Origin of the sequence: Eikenella corrodens, from assembly GCF_900187105.1 — a bacterium.
Taxonomy (GTDB): Bacteria; Pseudomonadota; Gammaproteobacteria; order Burkholderiales; family Neisseriaceae; genus Eikenella; species Eikenella corrodens.
In genome coordinates this window covers 1,986,645-2,008,877 of record NZ_LT906482.1, presented here as the reverse complement: position 1 = coordinate 2,008,877, position 22,233 = coordinate 1,986,645, and the positions used below count along the sequence as shown (strand labels likewise).

The 22,233-nt window shown below is 56.1% G+C and carries 19 protein-coding genes; 8 read left to right on the top strand and 11 right to left on the bottom strand.

Annotated features, from left to right (window positions below):
- The first annotated feature begins 160 nt into the window (after positions 1–160).
- Positions 161–406: a CsbD family protein gene (locus tag CKV94_RS10115; protein WP_003822574.1), complete on the top strand. Its 246-nt coding sequence runs from the start codon at positions 161–163 to the stop codon at positions 404–406.
- 138 nt (positions 407–544) lie between these two features.
- Complete coding sequence (locus tag CKV94_RS10110; RefSeq protein ID WP_003822573.1) at positions 545–1,051, top strand: disulfide bond formation protein B; 507 nt, start codon at positions 545–547, stop codon at positions 1,049–1,051.
- Positions 1,052–1,277: 226 nt separating this feature from the next.
- On the opposite strand, the gene msbA is transcribed toward CKV94_RS10110, so the two are convergent.
- The 3 genes from msbA to adk all read right to left on the bottom strand — a co-directional run bounded on the left by msbA (position 1,278) and on the right by adk (position 4,515).
- The gene (gene msbA / locus CKV94_RS10105; protein ID WP_003822570.1) at positions 1,278–3,092 is read right to left on the bottom strand and encodes a lipid A export permease/ATP-binding protein MsbA; all 1,815 of its coding nucleotides are present in this window, start codon (positions 3,090–3,092) and stop codon (positions 1,278–1,280) included.
- Between the two features lie 174 nt (positions 3,093–3,266).
- Positions 3,267–3,785, bottom strand: coding sequence for a CNP1-like family protein (locus tag CKV94_RS10100; protein WP_003822568.1), 519 nt, complete (start codon positions 3,783–3,785; stop codon positions 3,267–3,269).
- Between the two features lie 82 nt (positions 3,786–3,867).
- The gene (adk, locus tag CKV94_RS10095) at positions 3,868–4,515 is read right to left on the bottom strand and encodes an adenylate kinase (protein WP_035580042.1); all 648 of its coding nucleotides are present in this window, start codon (positions 4,513–4,515) and stop codon (positions 3,868–3,870) included.
- 216 nt (positions 4,516–4,731) lie between these two features.
- Between adk and CKV94_RS10090 the strand changes: the two genes are divergently transcribed.
- From CKV94_RS10090 to rpsU, 3 genes are all read left to right on the top strand, one after another.
- Positions 4,732–5,877, top strand: a complete 1,146-nt coding sequence (locus CKV94_RS10090) for a M14 family metallopeptidase (RefSeq protein ID WP_035580040.1) — start codon at positions 4,732–4,734, stop codon at positions 5,875–5,877.
- Positions 5,874–6,665, top strand: coding sequence for a peptidoglycan editing factor PgeF (gene pgeF / locus CKV94_RS10085; RefSeq protein ID WP_035580037.1), 792 nt, complete (start codon positions 5,874–5,876; stop codon positions 6,663–6,665). Before CKV94_RS10090 ends, pgeF begins: the two co-directional genes overlap by 4 nt.
- 331 nt (positions 6,666–6,996) lie before the next feature.
- Positions 6,997–7,209 (top strand): 30S ribosomal protein S21, encoded by a 213-nt coding sequence (gene rpsU, locus CKV94_RS10080; protein WP_023886457.1) that lies wholly within the window; start codon positions 6,997–6,999, stop codon positions 7,207–7,209.
- A 385-nt stretch (positions 7,210–7,594) separates the two neighbouring features.
- Here rpsU and CKV94_RS10075 read toward each other — a convergent pair whose 3' ends face one another.
- From CKV94_RS10075 to clpS, 8 genes are all read right to left on the bottom strand, one after another.
- Entirely contained in the window at positions 7,595–8,938 is a 1,344-nt protein-coding gene (locus tag CKV94_RS10075; RefSeq protein ID WP_003822560.1) for a DUF58 domain-containing protein, read from the bottom strand.
- A 9-nt stretch (positions 8,939–8,947) separates the two neighbouring features.
- Positions 8,948–9,952: an AAA family ATPase gene (locus CKV94_RS10070; protein ID WP_003822559.1), complete on the bottom strand. Its 1,005-nt coding sequence runs from the start codon at positions 9,950–9,952 to the stop codon at positions 8,948–8,950.
- Positions 9,953–10,100: 148 nt separating this feature from the next.
- Positions 10,101–11,465 carry a DUF4350 domain-containing protein gene (locus CKV94_RS10065; protein ID WP_003822557.1) on the bottom strand — a complete coding sequence of 455 codons (1,365 nt, stop codon included), beginning with the start codon at positions 11,463–11,465 and terminating at the stop codon, positions 10,101–10,103.
- Positions 11,462–13,012, bottom strand: coding sequence for a DUF4129 domain-containing protein (locus CKV94_RS10060; protein ID WP_003822555.1), 1,551 nt, complete (start codon positions 13,010–13,012; stop codon positions 11,462–11,464). Before CKV94_RS10060 ends, CKV94_RS10065 begins: the two co-directional genes overlap by 4 nt.
- Positions 13,009–13,989: a stage II sporulation protein M gene (locus CKV94_RS10055; RefSeq protein WP_003822554.1), complete on the bottom strand. Its 981-nt coding sequence runs from the start codon at positions 13,987–13,989 to the stop codon at positions 13,009–13,011. The genes CKV94_RS10060 and CKV94_RS10055 overlap by 4 nt, the downstream gene beginning before the upstream one ends.
- Positions 13,986–14,759, bottom strand: a complete 774-nt coding sequence (locus CKV94_RS10050) for an RDD family protein (RefSeq protein WP_003822553.1) — start codon at positions 14,757–14,759, stop codon at positions 13,986–13,988. Before CKV94_RS10050 ends, CKV94_RS10055 begins: the two co-directional genes overlap by 4 nt.
- Positions 14,760–15,228: 469 nt before the next feature.
- Entirely contained in the window at positions 15,229–17,526 is a 2,298-nt protein-coding gene (clpA, locus tag CKV94_RS10045) for an ATP-dependent Clp protease ATP-binding subunit ClpA (protein WP_003822552.1), read from the bottom strand.
- Positions 17,527–17,529: 3 nt separating this feature from the next.
- Positions 17,530–17,835, bottom strand: coding sequence for an ATP-dependent Clp protease adapter ClpS (gene clpS / locus CKV94_RS10040; RefSeq protein ID WP_003822551.1), 306 nt, complete (start codon positions 17,833–17,835; stop codon positions 17,530–17,532).
- Positions 17,836–18,283: 448 nt separating this feature from the next.
- Between clpS and CKV94_RS10035 the strand changes: the two genes are divergently transcribed.
- From CKV94_RS10035 to CKV94_RS10025, 3 genes are all read left to right on the top strand, one after another.
- On the top strand, positions 18,284–18,487 hold the full coding sequence (locus tag CKV94_RS10035; protein ID WP_003822547.1) for a cold-shock protein: 204 nt from the start codon (positions 18,284–18,286) through the stop codon (positions 18,485–18,487).
- Positions 18,488–18,741: 254 nt separating this feature from the next.
- Positions 18,742–20,202 carry a DegQ family serine endoprotease gene (locus CKV94_RS10030; RefSeq protein WP_003822546.1) on the top strand — a complete coding sequence of 487 codons (1,461 nt, stop codon included), beginning with the start codon at positions 18,742–18,744 and terminating at the stop codon, positions 20,200–20,202.
- 87 nt (positions 20,203–20,289) lie between these two features.
- Complete coding sequence (locus CKV94_RS10025; RefSeq protein ID WP_003822545.1) at positions 20,290–22,233, top strand: ATP-binding cassette domain-containing protein; 1,944 nt, start codon at positions 20,290–20,292, stop codon at positions 22,231–22,233.

Here is a 22,233-nt window from a genome sequence, read left to right as displayed (position 1 = left end):
CTAGGCAGCCACCACTATAGGCTGCTTGAAAATGGATTTGACTCTTGGCAAAGGAAAAACAAGCGGAAACAGTAAAGCAAGGTTAATTGGTTTTACTCGTCAAGTAGAAACGGTTTATAGTCATAGTTCCTACATCACACAACCACCAAGGAGTATTTTTATGAGCAATTTTGATGAAATCGTAGGCAAAGTAAAAAAAGAAGTGGGCGACACCATCGGCAGCGGCAAGATGCAGGCTGAAGGACTGATTCAAGAAGGCGTTGGTAAAGCCAAAGAAGCCATTACTGACGTGGAAAAACAAGCAGCCGATGTGCTGGAAAAAGGTAAAAAAACTGCTGAAGAACTGATGACTGAAGCCAAAGACAAGGCTGAAGGACTGATTAACGACATTAAAAGCAAGTTTTAATTAAACAGGCACAACAGTTTTGCTCTACTAAACAAAGGCTATCTGAACAAATTTCAGGTAGCCTTTGCCGTTTGGCGCTCTCCGACGGAGGGTTTATAATGTTATTCCTTAATTTTGCAAGCTAGATGAAAGCAGATCATGATTGGTTCTTATCGAAAAATCCTGTTGGGCATCTTTGCCGTGGCGGCGGTGTGTACGGCGATGTCGTTGTATATGCAGTATGGGCGGGGCATGGATCCGTGCGTGATGTGCATTATCCAGCGGGTGTCGATTATTTTCGTGGGGCTGCTTTCGCTGCTCTCTATGCTGTTGCCGCTGAAGCGCCGTTGGGCGCGGACGGTAGCGGCAATGCTGGTAAGCATTCCGGCGCTATGGGGCGGCTGGACGGCCATCAGTCAGCTGCATCTGCAAAGCCTGCCCCTGGAACAGCAACCTTCCTGCGGGGCGCCATGGACTTTCCGCTTGCAGGGTGCGCCGCTGTTTGATTGGTATGAGCCGATTATCCGCGGCTACGGCCAATGCGGCACAGTGGAATATTTCTTGAGTGTGCCGTTTGCCTGGTGGTCACTGCTGGCTTGTGCATTTATCTTGCTCGGCCTGTGGGGCGGCTGGTGGGTGATGCGCCATCATGAAATAGCGGAATAGAAGTTTTCAGGTAGCCTGTTGCAATATGCAGGCTACCTGAAATTTTGGGATTGATTAAATGGAAGGCTGGCTGAACATTTCAGGCAGCCTTAATGCGTGCTAATCCGGCTTATTGGCCGGAATACCAGCATTGCAATCCAATCCATGCAACACTTGCCTGCAAACATACTAAAAGGCTACCTGAAAGATTTCAGGTAGCCTTTCCTTTTACTCCTATGCAACAGCGTTAAAGCACGCCCGATAGGCTTTCGGCGGTTTCTGCCTGTTGCGCCTGTTGCTCTTGCTGTTCGTGGAACTGCATACGGTAGAGGTCGGCGTAGCGGCCGCCTTTGGCAAGTAGCTCGGCATGTTTGCCTTGCTCGACAATCCGGCCTTCATGCATCACCACAATCTTATCGGCCTGCTCGATGGTAGAGAGGCGGTGCGCCACCACCAAAGTGGTGCGCTGCTGCATGAGTTTGTCGAGCGCGGATTGCACCAAGCGTTCGGATTTGGTGTCGAGCGCGCTGGTGGCTTCGTCCAAAATCAGGATGGGCACGTTTTTCAACAGGGCGCGGGCGATAGCGATACGCTGGCGCTGGCCGCCGGAGAGTTTGAGGCCGTTTTGGCCGATTTCGGTTTGCAAACCCTGCGGCATGGCAGAGATGAATTCCCAAGCATTGGCGGCTTTGGCTGCTGCTTCAATATCGGCGGGATCGGCATCGAAACGGCCGTAGGCGATGTTTTCGGCCACCGTGCCGTTAAACAGCACCACGTCTTGGCTCACCAGCGCCATTTGTTTGCGCAGGGAGGCCATGCTGTACTCACGGATGTCGCGCCCGCCGATACGCACTTCGCCAGCGGTGGGGTCGAAGAAGCGCGGCAATAGATTGGCCAGCGTGGTTTTACCACAGCCGGACGCACCCACCAAGGCCACCACGCTGCCGTTGGGAATGTGCAAATTGATGTTGTCGAGGCTGTTGCGAGCAGCGCCTTCATAATAGTGGCTCACGTTTACCAACTCGATATCGCCGGTGTGCTCGCTGAGGGTTTCGGTGCCGTTATCGGGCTCAACTGGTTCGTCTAAAAAGCTGAACACGCTCTCGGCGGCAGCCAGGCCGCGCTGCAGCGAGGAAGAAATGCCGGTCATGCGCTTGATGGGATCGAACATCATCAGCATGGCGGAGAGGAAGGACATGAAATCGCCGGCGCTAAACGAATCGGAAGCAGCGCGGGCGGCAGCCAAATAAAGGATGGCGGCCAGCGCGGTGGCAATCATCAGCTGGGTTACCGCTGTGCTGAAGGAGTTGGCGGCGGTTTGCTTCACGCCGTTGCGGCGCACGTTGATGGCGGTTTCATCGAAGCGGTTTTTCTCGTACTCCTGCCCGCCATACACTTTAATCACGCGCTCGCCGGTAATGCTTTCATCTAACACCTGCGTCATCTGCCCGATATATTGCTGGCTTTCGCGCGAAAGTTGGCGCAGGCGTTTGCTCACCTGGCGCACGCACCAGGCCAGCACCGGAATCAGAATCAGCGTAATAATCGTGAGCTGCCAATCCAGATACAGCAGAAAGCACAATAGCCCGACCACGGTGATGCCGTCTTTGGCGGTTACGGTTACCACATTGAAGCCGGCCTCGGTAATCTGGCTGGCATCATTCATGATGCGCGACATAATCCGCCCGCTGCCGTGTTGGCTGAAATAGCCGGCCGGCAGCTTGAGCATTTTGGCAAACATTTCGCGGCGAATTTGCTGCACTAGATGGCCGGAGAGGTAGCTGGTGCTGTATTCGTTGATGAAGTTGAAAATACCGCGCAAGATAAACAGGCCGATAATCGCCAGCGGTACCCACCGCATAGCGGAAAGGTTTTTCTCCACAAAGCCTTCGTTAATCAATGGCTTGAGCAGCCAGGCGAAAATCGGCCCGGTAGCGGCCACCACCACCATGCCGAACACGGCCAGGGCGAAAATACGCAGATAGTTTTTCAGGTAGCCAAACAGGCGGCGGTATAAGGCCAGGCTGCTGGCTGTAGTGTGCGGGGTAGAAGACGAAGACATGGTGGCCTCTGTCGTTGAAAACGGCGATTGTAAGGCAAATCGGGGGCGGGCAACAATGCGGCAAGGCTGCTTTAGCAGGGTTTAACTTAAATTTGTGGCTGGCTGGAAAAAGGCTACCTGAAACCCAAACCGGTTTTCAGGTAGCCTTTATCTTGGCTTTAAGCGTTCCCGGCGTCAATGCAGCCCGCCCAGGCTGCGGATGCGCTGATCGAGCTCTTGCGCGGTGAGCGCGCGGCCATCGTTGCAGAAAATTGCCATCAGGCGGCTGCGCACCGGGTCGTTGGCGTTCACATAGCTGTCGAACTTGCGCCATACATTATTACGCGGAGCAATCCAGCGCCGGTTGGTGTTGTCGCCGAAAGCGAAAGATCTGAGGTGACGGTCGCCGCAGCGCATGCCTTCGTAGCTCATATTTGGTTGTCCGCCCTGCGGTTGCACCGCCAGCACATAGCGCATGCTGCGGTCGGCGGCCTGCTGCACGGGCAGCTGTAGCCAAACTTTATTGCGGTAGGTAGGGTTGATATACAGCTCAAACCACTCGCCGCGCTGCAAATCGGGATAATCAGGCAGCACCACGGCAGCCTCTTCCCACGGCTTTTCTTCTTCCGGCATGTAAGAGCGGTTTTCGCGCAATTCGGCCGAAGCGGCGGCGGAAAGCACCAATACGCAGGCTGCAAACCATAATTTTTCCATTGCTTTTCCTTTTTCAGGTAGCCTTTTGGTTTCAGGTAGCCTGCTACTTGGCTGGAGGCTACCCGAAAACTTCTGCGCCGGCTTATTTGCCTAAAGCAGACAATACAGCAGCTTTCACGGCTTCCACCGGCTGTGTACCGTCGATTTTGATATAGCGGGGCGCGTTGTCGCCGGTGAGCTGGCTGTAGAAGCCGATGAGCACGGCAGTTTGTTTGTGGTACACATCCAGGCGGTTTTTCACGGTTTCCTCACGGTCGTCGTCACGCTGGATCAGGTCTTCGCCGGTAACGTCGTCTTTGCCTTCCACTTTAGGCGGGTTGTAGCGGATGTGGTAAGTACGGCCGGAAGGCAGGTGCACACGGCGGCCGGCCATGCGCTCGAGAATCACCGCATCAGGCACATCGATTTCCACCACCGCATCCAAAATCACGCCTGCCTCCTGCATGGCTTCGGCCTGTGCCAGCGTGCGCGGGAAGCCGTCAAACAGGAAGCCGTTTTTGCAATCATCCTGTGCAATGCGCTCTTTCACCATACCGATGATGATATCGTCACGCACCAAGCCACCTGCATCCATAATCTTTTTGGCTTCCAAACCCAGCGGCGTGCCGGCTTTAATGGCGGCGCGCAGCATATCGCCGGTAGAAATCTGCGGAATACCGAAAGCGGCAGTAATAAACTGCGCCTGCGTGCCTTTGCCCGCACCGGGTGCGCCCAATAACAAAATCTTCATTGTCTCTTCCTTTAAAATCAATATAAAAGCACGGTAGCGGCACGATGCAAACAAGCTGCCCGAAGCGATGCCGCCACCCAATCCGCTGTACAGTTTAGAGCCCCTGCCGCAAAAAATCCAGTTTCCGCCGCCCTTTCCCCACCCCGCCGTCCCTAGAAAGGCTACCTGAAAAGCATTACAATCCCCGCTTCCCCTCCTCAAGTAGCGAGACCTGCTATGCCTAAAATCAGCAGCAACTTCGATGCCGGCGCCATCAGCGTAATCGACAGCGCCGACAGCCAAAACATCCGCCTCGCCCTGCGCGGCGACAATGCCGCCTCCTTCAGCCAGTGGTTTTATTTCCGCCTGCAGGGAGCGGCCTACCAACCTTGCCGTATCCGCATCGAAAACGCCGGCCAATCCAGCTACCCCGAAGGCTGGGAAGATTATCAGGCCACCGCCTCCTACGACCGCAGCAACTGGTTCCGCGTGCCCACTCATTATGAAGACGGCGTGCTCATCATCGAACACACCCCGCTGGCCGGCAGCGTGTATTACGCCTATTTCGAGCCCTACTCCCACGAGCAGCACCTCAACCTCCTCGGCGACGCACAAGGCAGCGGCCTGTGCCAAATCGACGACCTCGGCAGCACCGCGCAAGGCCGCGACATCAACCTGCTCACCATCGGCCACCAAGCCGCCAGCGACCTAAAAATCTGGATCATCGCCCGCCAGCACCCCGGCGAAAGCATGGCCGAATGGTTTGCCGAAGGCCTGCTCTCCCGCCTGCTCGACCACCAAGACCCCACCGCCCGCGCCCTGCTCGACTGCGCCACCTTCTATATCGTGCCCAATATGAACCCCGACGGCGCCGCCCTGGGCAACCAGCGTACCAACGCCGCCGGCGCCGACCTCAACCGCGAATGGCAAAACCCCAGCCCCGAGCGCAGCCCCGAAGTGTATGCCGTGCGCCAAAAAATGCACGAAACCGGTGTAGATTTATTCCTCGACATCCACGGCGAAGAAGCCCTGCCCTACGTATTCGCCGCCGGCTGCGAAGGCAACCCTTCCTATGATGCCCGTCTCGCCGCGCTCGAAGCCGCCTTCAAAACAGCCCTGCGCCAGGCCAGCCCCGATTTTCAAGACGAACACGGCTACCCCAAAACCGCCCCCGGCCAAGCCAACCTCGCCATTGCCAAATCCTACGTGGGCGAAACTTTCGGCTGTCTCTCCTACACCCTCGAAATGCCCTTCAAAGACAACATCAACCTGCCCGACGACGACTTCGGCTGGAACGGCCAACGCTCCCTGCGCCTGGGTGAAGCCATCCTCAGCGCCATCCTCGCCGTCTGCCCACAACTGCGCCCGGATGAAACTGCATGAACGGCCAATTCCCCGCCAACAGCTTTGCCGCCAGCCTAGGGCTACCTGAAAGTTCAGGTAGCCTCCTGCACGCCGATTGGCCCGCGCCCAGCAATGTCCACACTTTGATTACCACCCGCCAAGGCGGCGTCAGTCAAGGCCGTTTCGCCAGCTTGAACGTGGGCGACCACGTGGGCGACGACCTTGCCGCCGTGGCCGAAAACCGCCGCCGCGTGCAGGCGTATGTTCCCCTGCCGCTGGTCTATCTGCGCCAAGTGCACGGCAACCGTGTAGTGCACGCTGCCGACTACCTTGGCACTCCGCCGGAAGCCGATGCCGCTTTCGACCGCAGCCGCCGTGCCGCCTGCGCCGTCATGACTGCCGACTGTCTGCCCGTACTCCTCTGCGACCGCGCCGGCAGCGTCGTGGCCGCCGCCCACGCCGGCTGGCGCGGCCTAGCTGGTGGCGTGCTGGAAAACACCATCGCCGCTATGCAAGCAGACCCTGCCGACCTCCTCGCCTGGCTCGGCCCTGCCATTGGCCCCGACGCTTTTGAAGTGGGCGGAGACGTTTTGGCTGCCTTCACCCAGGCCGACCCCGCCGCCGAAGCCGCCTTCGAGCCCATCGGCAGCGGCAAATACCTGGCAAACATTTATCTGCTCGCCACCCAAACCCTGCGCCGTGCCGGCGTTAGCCAAATCTACGGCGGCCAGCATTGCACCGTGCTCGAGCGCGACCGCTTTTTCTCCTACCGCCGCGACGGCCAAACCGGCCGCATGGTCAGCACCGTGTGGCTTAGCCCGGAGTAAGCAGGCAAAGGCTACCTGAAAGCCCATGCTGCCGATTTAAACCAAGCATGGGCTTTATCGCGAAACACTTATTCCCTCATACGCCGCTACCGCCTTGCCCTGCTTGACAAATCCGACCGTAGCCGCGATAATTCTCGCCTTTATATGCAGCCCTTTCTGCTGCCTAATATTTTGGCGCACCGCTCAATCGGTGCAGCCGTCCCGATTAGGAGGTGATTTTTCCACCACGGCTCTTATCCAGCCCGCACCAGCCAGTGCAAAAGTGATAAATCAAACCATTTTCTCGGGCACCATTGCCCGGCAACAAATAAAATATTTTAAGGATGATAAAATGCCTTCTATTCGCGTAAAAGAAAACGAACCGTTTGAAGTAGCCATGCGCCGTTTCAAGCGCTCTATCGAAAAAACCGGTCTGCTCACCGAGCTGCGTGCCCGTGAAGCCTACGAAAAACCGACTACTGAGCGCAAACGCAAAAAAGCCGCTGCAGTAAAACGTTTGCAGAAACGCCTGCGCAGCCAACAGCTGCCGCCGAAACTGTACTAATCTTTCGAGAAACAAACACAGCCCGTTACCACAACCGGCTGTGTTTTTCTTTGGCCATAAATCGAAAAGGCTACCTGAAAGTTTATGTGCTCATGGCTTGGGGGTTTGGATGCACCACTGACTGAAACAATTTCGTTTCATACGGCATTGGCTCGCCTTACAGCCCTTCCGCACTACCTAAGACCAGCCTCCTGTAAGAAAATGATTGTTTCAGCTATAAGTTTGAGTGTTTGAAGTTAAAGACAGGGCTACCTAAAATTTTCAGGTAGCCTCTTTAGCATTTGAGGCTACCTGAAAACTTACAGCAGATACAAATATTGGTTTACGGTTTACCGCCCATTGCCAGCCCTCAGCAAGAACAGGAAATACTTTCAGGTAGCCTGCCCTACCACGCTTGACGACGTTTGAGCTGGAGGTAGCGGTTGATGAGCTCGGTGCTCAGTTGGTTGGGCAAAACATTGATGGCGTTGATGCGGGCGGCATCAAAGTGGCGGATGGCTTCGGCCACGTGGCTTTCGTATTGCAAAGCGCCGAGGTAGGCTTGGGCGTCTGCTTCGTTGCGCACGGGCTGTTGGCGCACTTCTTCGGGGGCGAGCGGGCGCAGGCCGCCGAATAAAACCATGTGGTGCTTGCGCAGGCGCTGGATGTGTTGCAGCAGATGGCGGCTGTCTTCGTGGTTCAAGTGGGAGAGCACCACCACGAGGGCGCGGCGTTTCTGTTTTTGCAGCAATAAGTTCACGGCGCTTTCAAAATCGGCAGCCTGCTGCGAGGGCTCGATATCGAATACGCCCTGCACCAGGCGGCCGAGCTGCTCCATGCCCTTGTGCGGCGGCACGAAGCGGGCCACGGGATGGGCGAAGGTGAGCAGGCCGGCGGCATCGCCGTGCTTGAGCGCGGTGTAGGAAAGCAGCAGCATGGCCTGCAGGGCATGGTCGAAATGGCTTTTGCCTTCCATTTGCAGGCGCATATTGCGGCCGCAGTCGAGCAGGAAGATGAGCTGTTGGTCTTGCTCGTCTTGATAGGTGCGCACGATGGGGCGGCTCATGCGGGAGGTGGCTTTCCAGTCGATATTACGAATGTCGTCGCCGTCTTGGTAGTCGCGCAGTTGGTGGAAATCCTGGCCGAGGCCTAGGCGTGGCAGTTTTTTCACGCCCACGAGGTTGAGCCAGCGCTGCAGGCCGATTAAATCGGCACCGAGGATGCGGCTGAAATCAGGCAGCACGTCCACTTTACCGGGCAGCTCCTGCCGATGCCGCCGCTGCCACAAGCCGAGCGGGCTGGCGAGCCAGTATTCGATGCCGGCAAATTCGGCACGACCGCGCCGGCGCGGGGTAAGCCGGTAGCGGATGGTGGAAAGGCGGCCGGGCCGCGTGTCGATAATCAGGTGCGGGGTGTCGGTGTCCCAATCGGGCGGGAACAGGTCGGCCACCAGGATGGTTTGCGGCTGCCGCCAGCGGCCTTTGGCCGGCGGGGTGAGCGTGAGTTCCACTTCGTGCGGCCGGCCTTGGATAAACTGGTGCGGCAGGCTGCGCTCCCAGTTTGGCTCAGGCTGGCGGCGCTGCCAGAAGGCATCAACCAGCGCAGCCAAAACGAGCAGGATGGCAAGGCCGCCGGCAGTATATTGGACGATGCGGCCATTATCTGCGTTCAGGTAGCCTGCCAGCCAGCCGGCAGTGCACACGGCAACGATGGCGGCAAATAGCAGCACCAGCAGTCTGGACGGTCTCATGGGCAGGCCTTACAAGCGCGGGGCGGGCACGGAGGCGGCCAGTTCGTTCAACACCTGCTCCACTTGGATGCCTTCCATTTCCATTTGGGTGGAGAGGCGCACACGGTGGCGCATAGCAGGCAGCCAGATGGCTTTGATGTCGTCGGGGGTAACGAAATCGCGGCCGGCCAACAAGGCATAAGCGCGGGCACAGCTGATGAGGGCGATGCCGGCACGCGGCCCTGCGCCCACGGATAAGGCAGGCCAGTCGCGGGTAGCCGCCACCAGGCGCACGGTGTAGTCGATAATCTGCGGATCAACGCCCACCTGCGCCACCAGTTTTTTCAGCTGCTCGATTTGCTGCGGCTGGAACACGTGTGAAGGCTGGCTGCTGCTGAGCAGGTCGTTATTGCTGCTGTTGATAACGGCATTCAGCATGCGTGCTTCGTCGGCAGGAGCCGGGTAGCCGATCATCACTTTAAACATAAAACGGTCGAGCTGGGCTTCGGGCAGCGGATAGGTGCCTTCCTGCTCGATCGGGTTTTGCGTGGCCAATACCATGAAGGGGCTGGGCAGATGATGGGTGTGGCCGTCGAGCGTGACGCTGCGCTCCTGCATCACTTCGAGTAGGGCGGATTGGGTTTTGGCCGGGGCGCGGTTGATTTCGTCGGCGAGCAACAAGTGGGTGAACACCGGGCCTTGGCGCAGCTCGAAACGGCTGTTTTGCGCATCGTAGCGGTAGTGGCCGGTAACGTCAGATGGCATCAAATCAGGGGTAAATTGGATGCGGCGGAATTCGCCGGCAAAGGTTTGCGCCAGCGAGCGCACGAGCAGGGTTTTACCGGTGCCCGGCACGCCTTCGAGCAGCACATGGCCGCCGGCCAGGAATACGGTGAGCACTTCGTCCACTACCTGCTGTTGGCCGATGAGCACTTCGTTCAGCCGCGCGCGCAGCATTTGAATGGCGCGCGCACCCTGCTGGATGGCGGGGTTGGTGCTGGCTTGGTGGGGCTGGGAAAAATTGATGTCCGTCATCGAATCATCCTTTTGCGTTGTTTATTTCGTTGGTTAATCGGAGGTTTGGGTTTCAGGTAGCCTGTGGTTCGGTTGAGGCTACCTGAAAAATAGGTTGGGTCGGACTACCTGAAACATGCCATTTATATTTTCAGGTAGCCTCTGCCGTTCAATACCACGAGCGGTTTATCTTACGCACGATGCGCTGGTGGGCGGCAAGCATTTGCAGCCACTGCACCAAATTGACCTTTTCCGGCAAGGGTGTAATCCAAGGCTCGACCACGGAGGGCGGCAGCTTGGTTTGGGCACACAAAAACTCCAGCTGTTTGCGGCTGCTCATCTGCTTCCAGGCCGGGTGGCGCTGTTGTAGGCCTTCGAGCAGTCGGCGCTGCATATCGCTGAGGATGGCACGGCGGCTCAGGTGGCGGGTAAGGAACTGGCCTTGTGCGAGCAGGTGCTGGTTCAGGTAGCGTTCCGGCGCGGGCGGCAGTTGCTGCACCACGCCCACGCGCACGATGATGCGCCACAGCAATACGGCGGCGGCGGCCAGCACGACGGCAAACAGTATGGGCTGGCTTTTGAGCATTTTCCATATCATCGGCTCGGAGCTGCTGTAATCAGACGGATAAACTTTGTCGGCCAATAAGATGCTGTCTTTTTCCTGTGCCAGATAAACGGCGAGATAGGGGTGATCGTAGAGGGCAAGATGATTGCGATTAAAATCAGGGCGGCTTGGATTGCCCAGCCAGTCTTCGTTCCAGGTGAGCAATACGCTGCCGTCACCATAGCGCACGCGGATGGTTTGCACGGCGCCGTAGCCAGTTTTGCCTTGGAACAGCACCAGTTTGCTATCTTGCACCACCCAGCCGCTATTAGAGCTGTATCCGGAGCCGGTGAAGGTTTGGATCGCGACACCCTCGGGCAATTGGATGCTACTCAAGCCAGCATTGCAGTGCGGATCAATCTGCAAAGCAACTTCATCGCCAATTTGGCGGGCGGCTTCGCGGCGCTGCTCGGCAGCTTTCACGCAGGCAGGCAGATTGGGCAGGGTTTTGCTGTCGGTTTCTTCCAGCTCCACGGTGCCGATTTGCAGGTGGCGCAGCATGGTTTGGCGGAAGTTTAGTGTGTCTTTATCTTCACTATTATCCGGCTTGCCGTCTGCTTTTAACGGATTGTCATCAGCATAACTGGGGAGCGCCATCACCAGATGATTGCCGCGCCCTACCCATTCCAGCAGGCGTTCGGCATCTTCCTTATCCCGCATGCGGTTGTCGGCCACGATCAACAGTCGATTACTGTCGTATGAGTTGAGCTCGTTTAAACCAAACAGACTGTGCTCGTGCTGGATATTTTTCACACCATATCGAGTGAGCAGGGTTTTCAGAGCGTAGAGCGAGCCTTCGCGCATTTCCTGCTGCGGATCGAGCGACTGCCAGGTTTTGCTTTCCTGCTTGGACAGGCCGGCAACGGCGATCAAGCCACCGATAAGCAATATGGCAATCAAGCCGATTAGGATAGAACGGCGGTTTTTCATGCCCTACCCTCCCCGGCGGCACGCAGGCTACCTGAAAATTCCTGTTCCCCGCCGGCAAACACTTGGCGGTATTGGCGGCACAGGCTGTGCACCGCTTCGCGCTCTGGCAAACGGTGGGCATAAGCCAGCTCTACCCAGTTGTCGGTAAGCGGCTGCCAGTAGTCCAAAAGCTGCGGCTGGCGCTGGCGCACGCGCTTGAGCACTTGGCCTTCGGTGTCGCTGCTGCGCAGCGGCAGACCGTATCGGCGGCTGATTTGCGAGAGGCTGGCGCGGTAGAGCAGGCTCATGGCGGCACGCGGGTCGCGTTCGTATTCGGCCAGCACGGCGGAAGCCACGTCGTTGGGCAGGCTTTCGGGCGTAATTTTCATGCCGAACAAGGTTTCCGGCACTTCTTCGCCCTGGCTCAAGCCGAAGCCGCCGTTGGCTTGATACCAACGGTATAAAATCCATAACACCAAGGCTAGCAGCAGGCCGATTAAGGCATACATCATGGCGTTAAACCAAACTGGCGATGGGGGTTTCACATCAGGCAGCTCCGGCAGCTGGCGTGATGAAGCATCGTCGTCTTTATCGCATTTGAACCAGCAGTATTCGGTTTTTGTTTTAATGCTTTGAAACGGCGCCTTACGCAGAGTGTTATCACGGATTTGCTCTACCTTTTCACGCTGGGGCAGCGGTTCGGCATGCAGGCTACCTGAAAAACTGAAGCCGATAAACACGGCTAAAGCCAATGCCCACAACGCGCTGCTACTGCCCAACAGGCGGTCTTGGATTTTGCGGGCAGCCAGTCGGATGTCCCAGCCTTCGGCCTTGGTGCGGGCATTCAGATAAAGCGTGAAACCGCAGGCCACATAAATCGGCCCCCAGAAACACAGCAGCAGCACATAAATGCCATTGAGCAAATGCTGGAAAATCAAACCTTCTCCGGAAGACACCAAAGCCTCAATCTGCTGCAAAGCATCGGTGGAACGCGTCCCGCCGAACGGGCCGGCCACAATGTTTTGCGCCGGATCGCCCGTCCACAGCCAAAACAGCATCGCAAGCAGACCAAAAGCCAAGATACTTTCCAGATGGATGCCGAAAAACGCCAGCCAGCTGGCCGCACCGCCGCTTTGGCGCGACAATTCGTTGCAGCGGCGCTGATGCGCCTTGCCACTCAATCCTTCCAAGAGCGTAACCGGCAGCACCAGGCTGCGGCGCAGACTGAACCGCCGCCAGGTTAAATCACCAATCAAGCGCGGTCGCCACATCTGCCTAAATGCCGTGCGCACGCATTGCCGGTATGGCGGCAGCGGCTCGAATACCTGCTGCGACATCAGCCACAGCACCGGTGCTTCAAACAACGGCTTAAGCCACCACACCAAAAAACCACCCCATTCAGGCTGCTGCCAGCACAAAGCCAGCACCAACGCATACACCGGCAGCGACAGGGTGGCCCACACCGCCATATACAGCGCCGGCCGCTCCTGAAACAGGCGCGCACCCAAATCCAAAGCCTCCCAGCCGCTGCGTGGGCGGAAATTCAGGCGGGTTTCCCAAATATTCATGCCGCCCTCCTGCCCGCATACAGCAGATAGGCATACACCAGAAGCCACATCGCTATGGAAACAATATATTTCAAAATCATCGGAATACTGGTAATCGGCGACCAAAAGCCTTCAATAAACGCGGCAATAAACAGCATCAGGAAACCGCCATTCATCAGCCCAACTGCCTGTTTACCCTGAATGCGCAAGGCATCGCGCCGCGACAAACCCAGTGGGTTGAGCAGCGCCAAACCCAACCGCAGGCCGCCTGCTGCCGCCATCACAATACCGGTAAGCTCAAATGCGCCGTGCGCACCTACAAACGAGAAAAAGGCCGGCCCGGCCGGATCGCGGGTCATATAGCCCATTGCCCCGCCGATTACCCAACCATTCATCACTGTGAGATACACCGTGCCCAAACCAAACAGAATGCCGCTGGCAAAACTTTGAAACGCGATACCTATATTGTTGAAAATATAATAGCCGGCCATCAAAAAGTTTTGCCACGCCTCGCGATTGGTACCCTCACTATACTGATCCAGCATCTCTTTATAGCTATCCGCCAATTGCGGACCATGCTGTAAGCCTTCGATTTTGTCCACGCTGTCGGGATAAAACGCCGCGAGCAGGAAAGCCACGATAAACGGCAGGTAAAACAGCGCATGCGCCAGCCACACCAGTTTTTTCTCACGCCGCACCAGCTGCGGGAAGCCCTGCATCACGAAATCGCGGCAGCGCACCCACAGCGATACCTGCTGCCCCACATACAAAAGCTGGTGCGCGCGTTCGCACAGATATTGCAAATAATCGGTAAGGCCGCCGGAATAGCAGCGGTCGGTGGCCACCGCCAAATGGTGGCACACTGTGCGGTAGTTCTGCATAAACAAAGCGGTTTTCTGCGCACTCAGGCTGCCGCGCCGTTTTTCCAGCTGCTGCAAATCCTGCTCGAACGTACGCCAGAACGCCTGATGCTGTTCTTCAAAAAACAGTTGCCTCACGCCGCCTCCTTCCGCTGTTCACCCGCATAATATTTGGCCAAACCCAAGATCAGCTGCTCGGCGCTGCGTTCGTCTTCCTGACGGCCGAAAATCGCCTCCACCATCATTTGTGCCAACTCGCCGGTACGCGCCGCACTCAAATGGCGGCGGCGCTCGACAAAGCTCAAAATTGCCTGCTGCTCCTCACGCGTGAGCGCCACGGGCGGAGTAATCGCTTCAATATTGCCCAAATCCATACGCTCGGCCTGCCCGCGCGTTTTATCCACATATACCACCACAGTGGACGCCATGATGTCGCCCAAGCGGCGGCCGTAGGGATTGCACAGGCCGCAAATCATGCCGATACCATAGAAAAACGGCAGGCTGTCGAATACGCGCAGCAGGTTGCGCAGTAACGAAGCCGACCAGGAAATATGCGTGCCGTTGTCGTTAATCACACGCAAGCCGAAGATTTTCTTGCCCGGCGTCTGGCCGTTCCAGCACACTTCAAACACCACGAAATACAACCACAGCGTGAAGAAAATATTAACAAACAGCATAAAGAAGAACAGGCCTTTAGCGATATTGCCGTCATCACCGCCATTCGCACCAGAGAAGATAAATGCAAACAACATAGTGGAGAGCATCAGCCAAATGCCACGGAGAATGAAATCAACAAACCAAGCGCGCGAACGGGCAAACACCGAAGCCGGACGCAGATAAATATCAATGGCTTCTGGCGTTTCAACTTTGAGCAGGGTATCCAGCCGCGAGAGAATGGGTTCAGACATAATGAATGGTTTGCCAAACGAGATAAAGGGTGGCCAAGAAAATGACGAACTTTGCCCGAAAGACGGGGGTTTGGCAAGCCCCCCAAAGGAGTGGGAAAACTGCTTACAGACAATTTTTATGCGGGATGACTGTGTGGGATTAGGATAGAAGAAAAGGCTACCTGAAACACAATAGCGCAATTTCTGCGAACCACTCTTCAGTTAGCCTTTAAATATCAACCAGCACCAACTTCTCTGCATACCAGCAGGCTACCTGAAAACGAACGCAGTGAGTTTCGCTAAAGCGAAACTTCAATGAAGCTAAAACACAAAGCGGCAGCTTTCACGAACCAATTTTCAGGTAGCCTAAGTTCAGTTCAGGCTACCTGAAAATATCAGCTTCAATACAGTTGCATCCTCGCCCTCATAAAGAAGCTGCACTTCTGCAAAGCTACAACACGCTTACACTGCAAACCATATCCGACCTACATCAGCCGTTGGCATCCGCCACTTTGCCGCGTTTGGCTTTAGCAGCAGAGAAAGCAAGGGTAACTTTGTCGGATTTGGTATCGTAGCCGATGGTTACTTCACCGCCTTTGCTTAGGCGGCCGAACAGGAGCTCGTCGGCGAGCAGGCGGCGGATTTTGTCTTGAATCAGCCGTTGCATGGGGCGTGCGCCCATTTGCGGATCAAAGCCCTGCTCGGCCAAGTAGCTGCGCAGACCGGTGGTGAAATGGGCTTCCACATTTTTCGCCAACAGCTGCTGCTCCAGGGCAAGCAGGAATTTGTCAGTTACCTTGGCGATGATTTCGGTATCCAACGGAGCAAAGGAAATCACGGCATCCAGGCGGTTGCGGAATTCGGGGGTGAAGGCTTTTTTCAGCGCTTCGCCCTCGTCGCCGCTCATGCGCTGGCGGGTGAAGCCGAGCACAGGACGGCTGAGGCTTTCCGCACCGGCGTTGGTGGTCATGATTACGATAGCGTTGCGGAAATCGGTTTTGCGGCCGTTGTTGTCGGTGAGCGTGCCGTAGTCCATGATTTGCAACAGGATATTGTGCACGTCTGGGTGGGCTTTTTCGATTTCGTCCAAAAGCAGCACGCAGAAGGGCTGCTTGTTTACCGCTTCGGTGAGCAGTCCGCTCTGCTCAAAGCCAACGTAGCCGGGCGGCGCACCGATGAGACGAGCCACGGCGTGGCGTTCCATGTATTCCGACATATCGAAACGTTGCAACGGCACGCCCAAAATATAGGCAAGCTGGCGGGCGACTTCGGTTTTGCCCACGCCGGTGGGTCCGGAAAACAGGAAGCTGCCGATGGGTTTTTCCGCCGACCCCAGACCGGAACGGGACATCTTAATGGCGGCAGCCAATGCTTCGATAGCAGCATCTTGGCCGAACACCATATTTTTTAGATTGCGCTCCAAATGGCGCAACACTTCTTTGTCGTCTTTGGATACGGTTTGCTCGGGAATGCGGGCAATTTTGGCCACCACTTCTTCAATCTGTGCGGCCTCAATCACTTTGCGCCGTTTATCACCAGGCAGGATGCGCTGGGCGGCGGCAGCTTCGTCAATCAAATCGATGGCCTTATCGGGTAGGAAGCGGTCGTTCAGGTAGCGTACCGAAAGCTCGGCGGCAGCACTCAGGGCGTGTTGAGAGAAGCGGATTTGATGGAAATCTTCAAGCGCAGGTTGCAGGCCTTTAAGGATTTCCACGGTTTCGGCTACGCTGGGCTCGGGCACATCGATTTTCTGGAAGCGTCGGCTTAAGGCGTGGTCCTTAGCGAAAATGGTGCGGTATTCGTCATAGGTGGTGGCGCCGATACAGCGCAGATAGCCTTTGGAGAGGGCGGGTTTGAGCAGGTTGGAGGCATCCATGGTGCTGCCGGTGGTGCTGCCTGCGCCGATGATGGTGTGGATTTCGTCGATAAACAGGATGGAATGCTCGATTTTGGCCAGCTCTTTGAGTACGGCCTTGATGCGGGCTTCAAAGTCGCCGCGGTATTTGGTGCCAGCCAGGAGCGAGCCCATATCCAATGCAAACACAGTGGCGCCGGCCAGTGCTTCGGGCACATCGCCGTGCTCCAAACGATAAGCCAAGCCTTCGGCCAGCGCGGTTTTGCCCACACCGGCCTCACCCACCAGAAGCGGGTTGTTTTTGCGGCGGCGGCACAGGGTTTGCATGAGACGTTCCAACTCCATGGTACGGCCAACCAGCGGATCGATACGCCCTTCGCGTGCTTCAATATTAAGGTTAACGGTATATTTGGCTAAGGCATGACGGATAGGTTTGCCCTCTTCGCCACCTTCCTGTTCAACTTCATCACTTTTATCTGCTTCCACTACGCGATCCGGCACGATGCCGTGCGCGATATAGTTGAGAATCTCGCTACGGCCAATCGACTGCAAGCCCAGGAAATACACAGCATGGCTGTTTTTTTCCGACATAATCGCCACCAGTACGTCCACCGGCTGCACCTGCCGTTTGCCTGCCGACTGCACATGCACAATCGCACGCTGAATCACGCGCTGGAAGCCGAGCGTGGGCTGGGTTTCGCTGCCAGTTGGAGAATCCTCGGGCAGCACCGGTGTATTTTCTTCAATACTGATGGCCAGCTGTTCGGCCAAAACCGGAATGTTTGCACCGCAGCTTTTTAACACCGCCCGCACCTCGTCGCTCTCCTGCACCAGCGAGAGTAATAAGTGTTCGATGCCGATAAATTCATAACGCTGCATACGCGCATCGGCATAAATCACCTGCAAAATGCTTTCCAGCTCTTTCGACAACATGGCTCACACCTCCTCAACCATACTCAGCAGCGGATGACCGGCCTGCCGGGCAAGGTTTTGCACTTGCTGATGTTTGGTATCAGCAATATCTTTTTGGTAAATACCGCACAAGCCTTTACCTTCATGATGCACTTGCAACATCACCGCCTCTGCCCGATTTTCAGTTAGCCTGAAAATATCAGTAAGTAAACCAACTACAAAATCCATCGGTGTGTAATCATCATTCAGCAAAAATACACCGTATCTCTTGGGCGGCGGCGCGTTTTCCCGGACCACTTCTGGCCGGAGCGCCTGTTCGGTATCAGACATAACTTTAATTCTTCACAACATATTGCCACTGGCCAAAGACATTCCTCCTTAGCCAGCAGCAAAATAAACTCTTGCTACAATTAGGAAACCAACAGGTTTAACTGAATCAGTTTTGAATTGTAAATCACCCTGATTTGTTGGTTGCCGTTTTTTACACAAACTAGCCGCAGGATGATGCCAGCAAATTATATTCAACCACACGGTGAAATACAAAATAAGGGCAAACGCTCAGATTTCTGTCTTTTTTTTGCGATTTTTAACGTTATTATTCAAACATTACTTGACTGTTAATTCCAGCTGCGCGAAACTTACTCACGCAAGCGCGGCAGGCCGGATAAATTGCTCCGGCTCGGCAGCTGAACAAACCGTTTTACCCAACACAGTCGTTTTCCTGCTTTGCCAACCCTGCTTTTTTCCGATATTTTGTTTTTTAGATAGGATGTATTGTATGGCAACTGGTACTGTTAAATGGTTTAACGATGCTAAAGGTTTTGGTTTCATCACTCCCGATGAAGGCGGCGAAGATTTGTTTGCCCACTTCTCAGCCATCAACATGAATGGCTTCAAGACCCTGAAAGAAGGCCAGAAAGTTTCTTTTGAAGTAACCACCGGCCCGAAAGGCAAACAAGCCTCTAATATCCAGCCGGCCTAAGTAGCCGCTTATTAAAAAGACAGGTAATCGCCTGTCTTTTTGTGCTTTCAAATATCCCAGTCTGCTTCGGCAAAGGCTACCTGAAAACACATCTCAGCAAGATCACAGCCTGATATAGCAAGTTTTTAGCCTGCTACAACCACACACTCCCAATACACCCCGCCAAAGCAAGAGCCACCCAGCCCGGCATAGCTAAATAAATGCTTTAGTTATACAATGCTTCCCTTGCCTGCCGATACAATATTATTGCCACCATGCCAAATACCACCCGCTCCATCCTTCCCCTTCTGCTCGCCCTGCTGCTCTTAGGCGGCTGCGGCAAAGAAGAAGCCCCAGCCGGCAATTCTGAGTTTGTCCGCACCGTGAGCGCGCCCGCAGGCGGTACCGATATGCTGCTGCCCGATTTCACCAAACTGGTCGAACAGGAAGGCGGCGCCGTGGTTAATATTCAAGCCAGCCGTACCAATGAAAACACCACCTTGGCTAGTGGCGAAAACGATATCGACCAGCTGCCTGAAAACGATCCCTTCTCGGAATTTTTCAAACGCCTGCAGCCCAGCCAATCCGATTTAATCGAGCCCGGCGACGACGAATATAATTTCGGCTCCGGCTTCCTCATTAGCTCCGACGGCTACATCCTCACCAACACCCACGTCCTCAGCGGCATGAACAGCATCAAAGTCGTGCTCAACAACCGCCGCGAATACACCGCCCGCCTAGTCGGCTCCGATACCCAAACCGACATCGCCCTCTTAAAAATCGACGCGCAAGGCCTGCCCACCGTCAAAATCGGCGACCCCAAAACCCTGCGCGTAGGCGAATGGGTAGCCGCCATCGGCGCACCTTTCGGCTTCGACAACAGCGTAACCGCCGGCATCGTTTCCGCCAAAGGCCGCAGCCTGCCAAATGAAAACTATACCCCTTTCATCCAAACCGACGTGGCCATCAACCCCGGCAATTCCGGCGGCCCGCTGTTTAACCTGCGCGGGCAAGTGGTGGGCGTAAACTCCCAAATCTACAGCCAATCCGGCGGCTTTATGGGCATCTCCTTCGCCATCCCCATCGATGTAGCCATGAATGTAGCCGACCAGCTGCGCCGCAACGGCAAAGTTGAGCGCGGCCGCATCGGCGTGGTGATTCAAGAAGTAAGCTACGACTTAGCCAAATCCTTCGGCCTCCAAGCCGCCAACGGCGCACTGATTTCGCAGGTAACCCCTGGCGGACCCGCCGACAAAGCCGGCCTCCAACCCGGCGACATTGTGCAAAGCGTAAACGGCGAAAACGTGAAAGCTTCCAGCGACTTGCCCGTGCTCGTCGGCATGATGCCGCCCGGCACCCAGCTCACCCTCGGCATTTGGCGCAATGGCAAACGCGAAGAAGTACAAGTCACCCTCGGTTCTAGCAACACCGGCAACGCCGATACCGGCAACCAATCCGGCAGCGGCACCAATGCCGATAACGGCAGCGGCTTCACCTCCGAGCCTACCGGCCTGCAACTGCGCAGCCAAGGGCAAGGCCTCTTGGTTTTGCAGGTTGAAGGTGCCGCCCAACAGGCTGGTCTGCGGCGTGGTGACATCATCCTAATGGTAAACCGCACCACCGTGAGCGACGAAAACAGCTTCAACCAAGCCCTCAACCATGCCGACCGCACCGTCGCCCTACTCATCCAGCGCGGCAACAGCAAGCTGTTTTTAGCGTTGGAATTACACCGTTAGCCGACCCACATAGCAAAGGCTACCTGAAAAATATTTTTCAGGTAGCCTCTTCATCTAAAAAATTCAGATTCCCACATATCAAACAATATGATAGAAATCAACCGCCTCACCCTGCAACGCGGCAATAAAGTCCTGCTCGAACAAGCCTCCGCCCGCATCACCCCCGGCCGCCGGGTCGGCCTCATCGGCAAAAACGGCAGCGGCAAATCCAGCCTGTTTGCCCTGATTAAAGGCGAAATCGGTGCCGATGCCGGCGACATCCGCCTGCCCCCGCATTGGAAACTCGCCGCCGTGGCACAAGAAACCCCCGCTCTGGAAATCAGCGCACTGGATTACGTGTTGCAAGGCGATGCCGAGCTGCAAACTTTTCAGGTAGCCCTCAAGCAGGCCGAAGCGCAAAACGACGGGCACGCCATTGCCGAATGCCACGCCAAGCTTGAAGAAATCGACGCCTACAGCGCTCCTGCTCGCGCAGCCAAGCTATTAAACGGGCTTGGGTTTAGCCAATCTGAACACAGCCGCCCCGTTAAAGCCTTTTCCGGCGGCTGGCGCATGCGCCTCAACCTTGCCCAAGCCCTCATGTGCCGCGCCGACCTGCTCCTGCTCGACGAACCCACCAACCACCTCGACCTCGAAACCGTGTTGTGGTTGGAAAGCCACCTCGCCGCCCTGCCTTGTACCCAAATCATCATCTCCCACGACCGCGACTTCCTCAACGCCGCCACCAACCACACCATCGAGCTCGCTCAGCGCCAACTGCACAGCTACAGCGGCAACTACGACTTCTACCAGCAGCAACGCGCCCAGCGCCTTGCCAACCAACAGGCTGCCTATGTCAAACAGCAGGCGCACATCCAGCACCTCCAATCCTTTATCGACCGCTTCAAAGCCAAAGCCACCAAGGCCAAACAAGCCCAAAGCCGAGTTAAAGCCTTGGCCAAACTCGAGCTCGTCGCCCCTGCCCACCTCGACAGCAGCTTCAACTTCTCCTTCCCCCCTCCCGAACACCTGCCCAACCCCCTGCTCAAGCTCGAACAAGTCGATCTCGGCTACGGCGGCCACACCGTCCTGCACCAAATCACCCTCTCGCTCGAAAGCGGCGCCCGCCTCGGCCTGCTCGGCGTAAACGGCAGCGGCAAATCCACCTTAATCAAAGTCCTTTCAGGTAGCCTTGAGCCCCAAAGCGGCCAAATCATCCGTACCGACAAACTCAAAATCGGCTACTTCGCCCAGCACCAGCTCGACACCCTGCGCGCCGACCAAAGCCCGCTCTGGCACATTCAGCGCCTCAGCCCCGAAGCCAAAGAGCAAGACATCCGCAACTTCCTCGGCGGCTTCGACTTCGCCGGCGACATGGCCATCCAGCCCATCACCGGCTTTTCCGGCGGCGAAAAAGCCCGCCTCGCGCTGGCCGTTATCGTGTGGCAGCAGCCCAACCTGCTCCTGCTCGACGAACCCACCAACCACCTCGACCTCGATATGCGCCACGCCCTCACCGTGGCCCTGCAAAGTTTCCAAGGCGCGCTCATCGTCGTTTCTCACGACCGCAGCCTGCTCGAAGCCACTACCGACAGCTTCCTGCTCATCGACCAAGGCTACCTGAAAACTTTCGAAGGCGACCTCAACGACTACCGACGCCTGCGCCTGGCCCAAAGCAACCCAGAAGCCGCCCCGCCTCCTTCTGCCGCCGGCCAAAACCGCAAAGACGAAAAACGCCTCGCCGCGCAAATTCGCCAGCAACGCGCCCAGCGCGGCAAACCCATTCAGCAGAAAATCGAGAAAGCCGAACAGCTCATGGCCAAACTCAGCACAGAGCAAGCCGAATGCGAAGCCTTTCTCGCCGATGAAGAAGCATATAAGGAACACAATAAAGCCAAATTGCACCAATACTTAGCCAAAACAGCTGAAATTAAAGTACAATTAGCACAAATAGAAGAAGACTGGCTCGCCCTGCAAGAACAACTTGAAGCCGTGTATCAAGCCGTCGAACAGGAATTTTCCAGCCAGCAATCGTTAGAAAAGGGAAAATAA

What these genes read in the sequence shown, in the direction of transcription:
- CKV94_RS10115 (WP_003822574.1), top strand. Translation starts at nt 161, where the DNA reads ATGAGCAATTTTGATGAAATCGTAGGCAAAGTAAAAAAAGAAGTGGGC.
- CKV94_RS10110 (WP_003822573.1), top strand. Translation starts at nt 545, where the DNA reads ATGATTGGTTCTTATCGAAAAATCCTGTTGGGCATCTTTGCCGTGGCG.
- msbA (WP_003822570.1), bottom strand. Translation starts at nt 3,092, where the DNA reads ATGTCTTCGTCTTCTACCCCGCACACTACAGCCAGCAGCCTGGCCTTA.
- CKV94_RS10100 (WP_003822568.1), bottom strand. Translation starts at nt 3,785, where the DNA reads ATGGAAAAATTATGGTTTGCAGCCTGCGTATTGGTGCTTTCCGCCGCC.
- adk (WP_035580042.1), bottom strand. Translation starts at nt 4,515, where the DNA reads ATGAAGATTTTGTTATTGGGCGCACCCGGTGCGGGCAAAGGCACGCAG.
- CKV94_RS10090 (WP_035580040.1), top strand. Translation starts at nt 4,732, where the DNA reads ATGCCTAAAATCAGCAGCAACTTCGATGCCGGCGCCATCAGCGTAATC.
- pgeF (WP_035580037.1), top strand. Translation starts at nt 5,874, where the DNA reads ATGAACGGCCAATTCCCCGCCAACAGCTTTGCCGCCAGCCTAGGGCTA.
- rpsU (WP_023886457.1), top strand. Translation starts at nt 6,997, where the DNA reads ATGCCTTCTATTCGCGTAAAAGAAAACGAACCGTTTGAAGTAGCCATG.
- CKV94_RS10075 (WP_003822560.1), bottom strand. Translation starts at nt 8,938, where the DNA reads ATGAGACCGTCCAGACTGCTGGTGCTGCTATTTGCCGCCATCGTTGCC.
- CKV94_RS10070 (WP_003822559.1), bottom strand. Translation starts at nt 9,952, where the DNA reads ATGACGGACATCAATTTTTCCCAGCCCCACCAAGCCAGCACCAACCCC.
- CKV94_RS10065 (WP_003822557.1), bottom strand. Translation starts at nt 11,465, where the DNA reads ATGAAAAACCGCCGTTCTATCCTAATCGGCTTGATTGCCATATTGCTT.
- CKV94_RS10060 (WP_003822555.1), bottom strand. Translation starts at nt 13,012, where the DNA reads ATGAATATTTGGGAAACCCGCCTGAATTTCCGCCCACGCAGCGGCTGG.
- CKV94_RS10050 (WP_003822553.1), bottom strand. Translation starts at nt 14,759, where the DNA reads ATGTCTGAACCCATTCTCTCGCGGCTGGATACCCTGCTCAAAGTTGAA.
- clpA (WP_003822552.1), bottom strand. Translation starts at nt 17,526, where the DNA reads ATGTTGTCGAAAGAGCTGGAAAGCATTTTGCAGGTGATTTATGCCGAT.
- clpS (WP_003822551.1), bottom strand. Translation starts at nt 17,835, where the DNA reads ATGTCTGATACCGAACAGGCGCTCCGGCCAGAAGTGGTCCGGGAAAAC.
- CKV94_RS10035 (WP_003822547.1), top strand. Translation starts at nt 18,284, where the DNA reads ATGGCAACTGGTACTGTTAAATGGTTTAACGATGCTAAAGGTTTTGGT.
- CKV94_RS10030 (WP_003822546.1), top strand. Translation starts at nt 18,742, where the DNA reads ATGCCAAATACCACCCGCTCCATCCTTCCCCTTCTGCTCGCCCTGCTG.
- CKV94_RS10025 (WP_003822545.1), top strand. Translation starts at nt 20,290, where the DNA reads ATGATAGAAATCAACCGCCTCACCCTGCAACGCGGCAATAAAGTCCTG.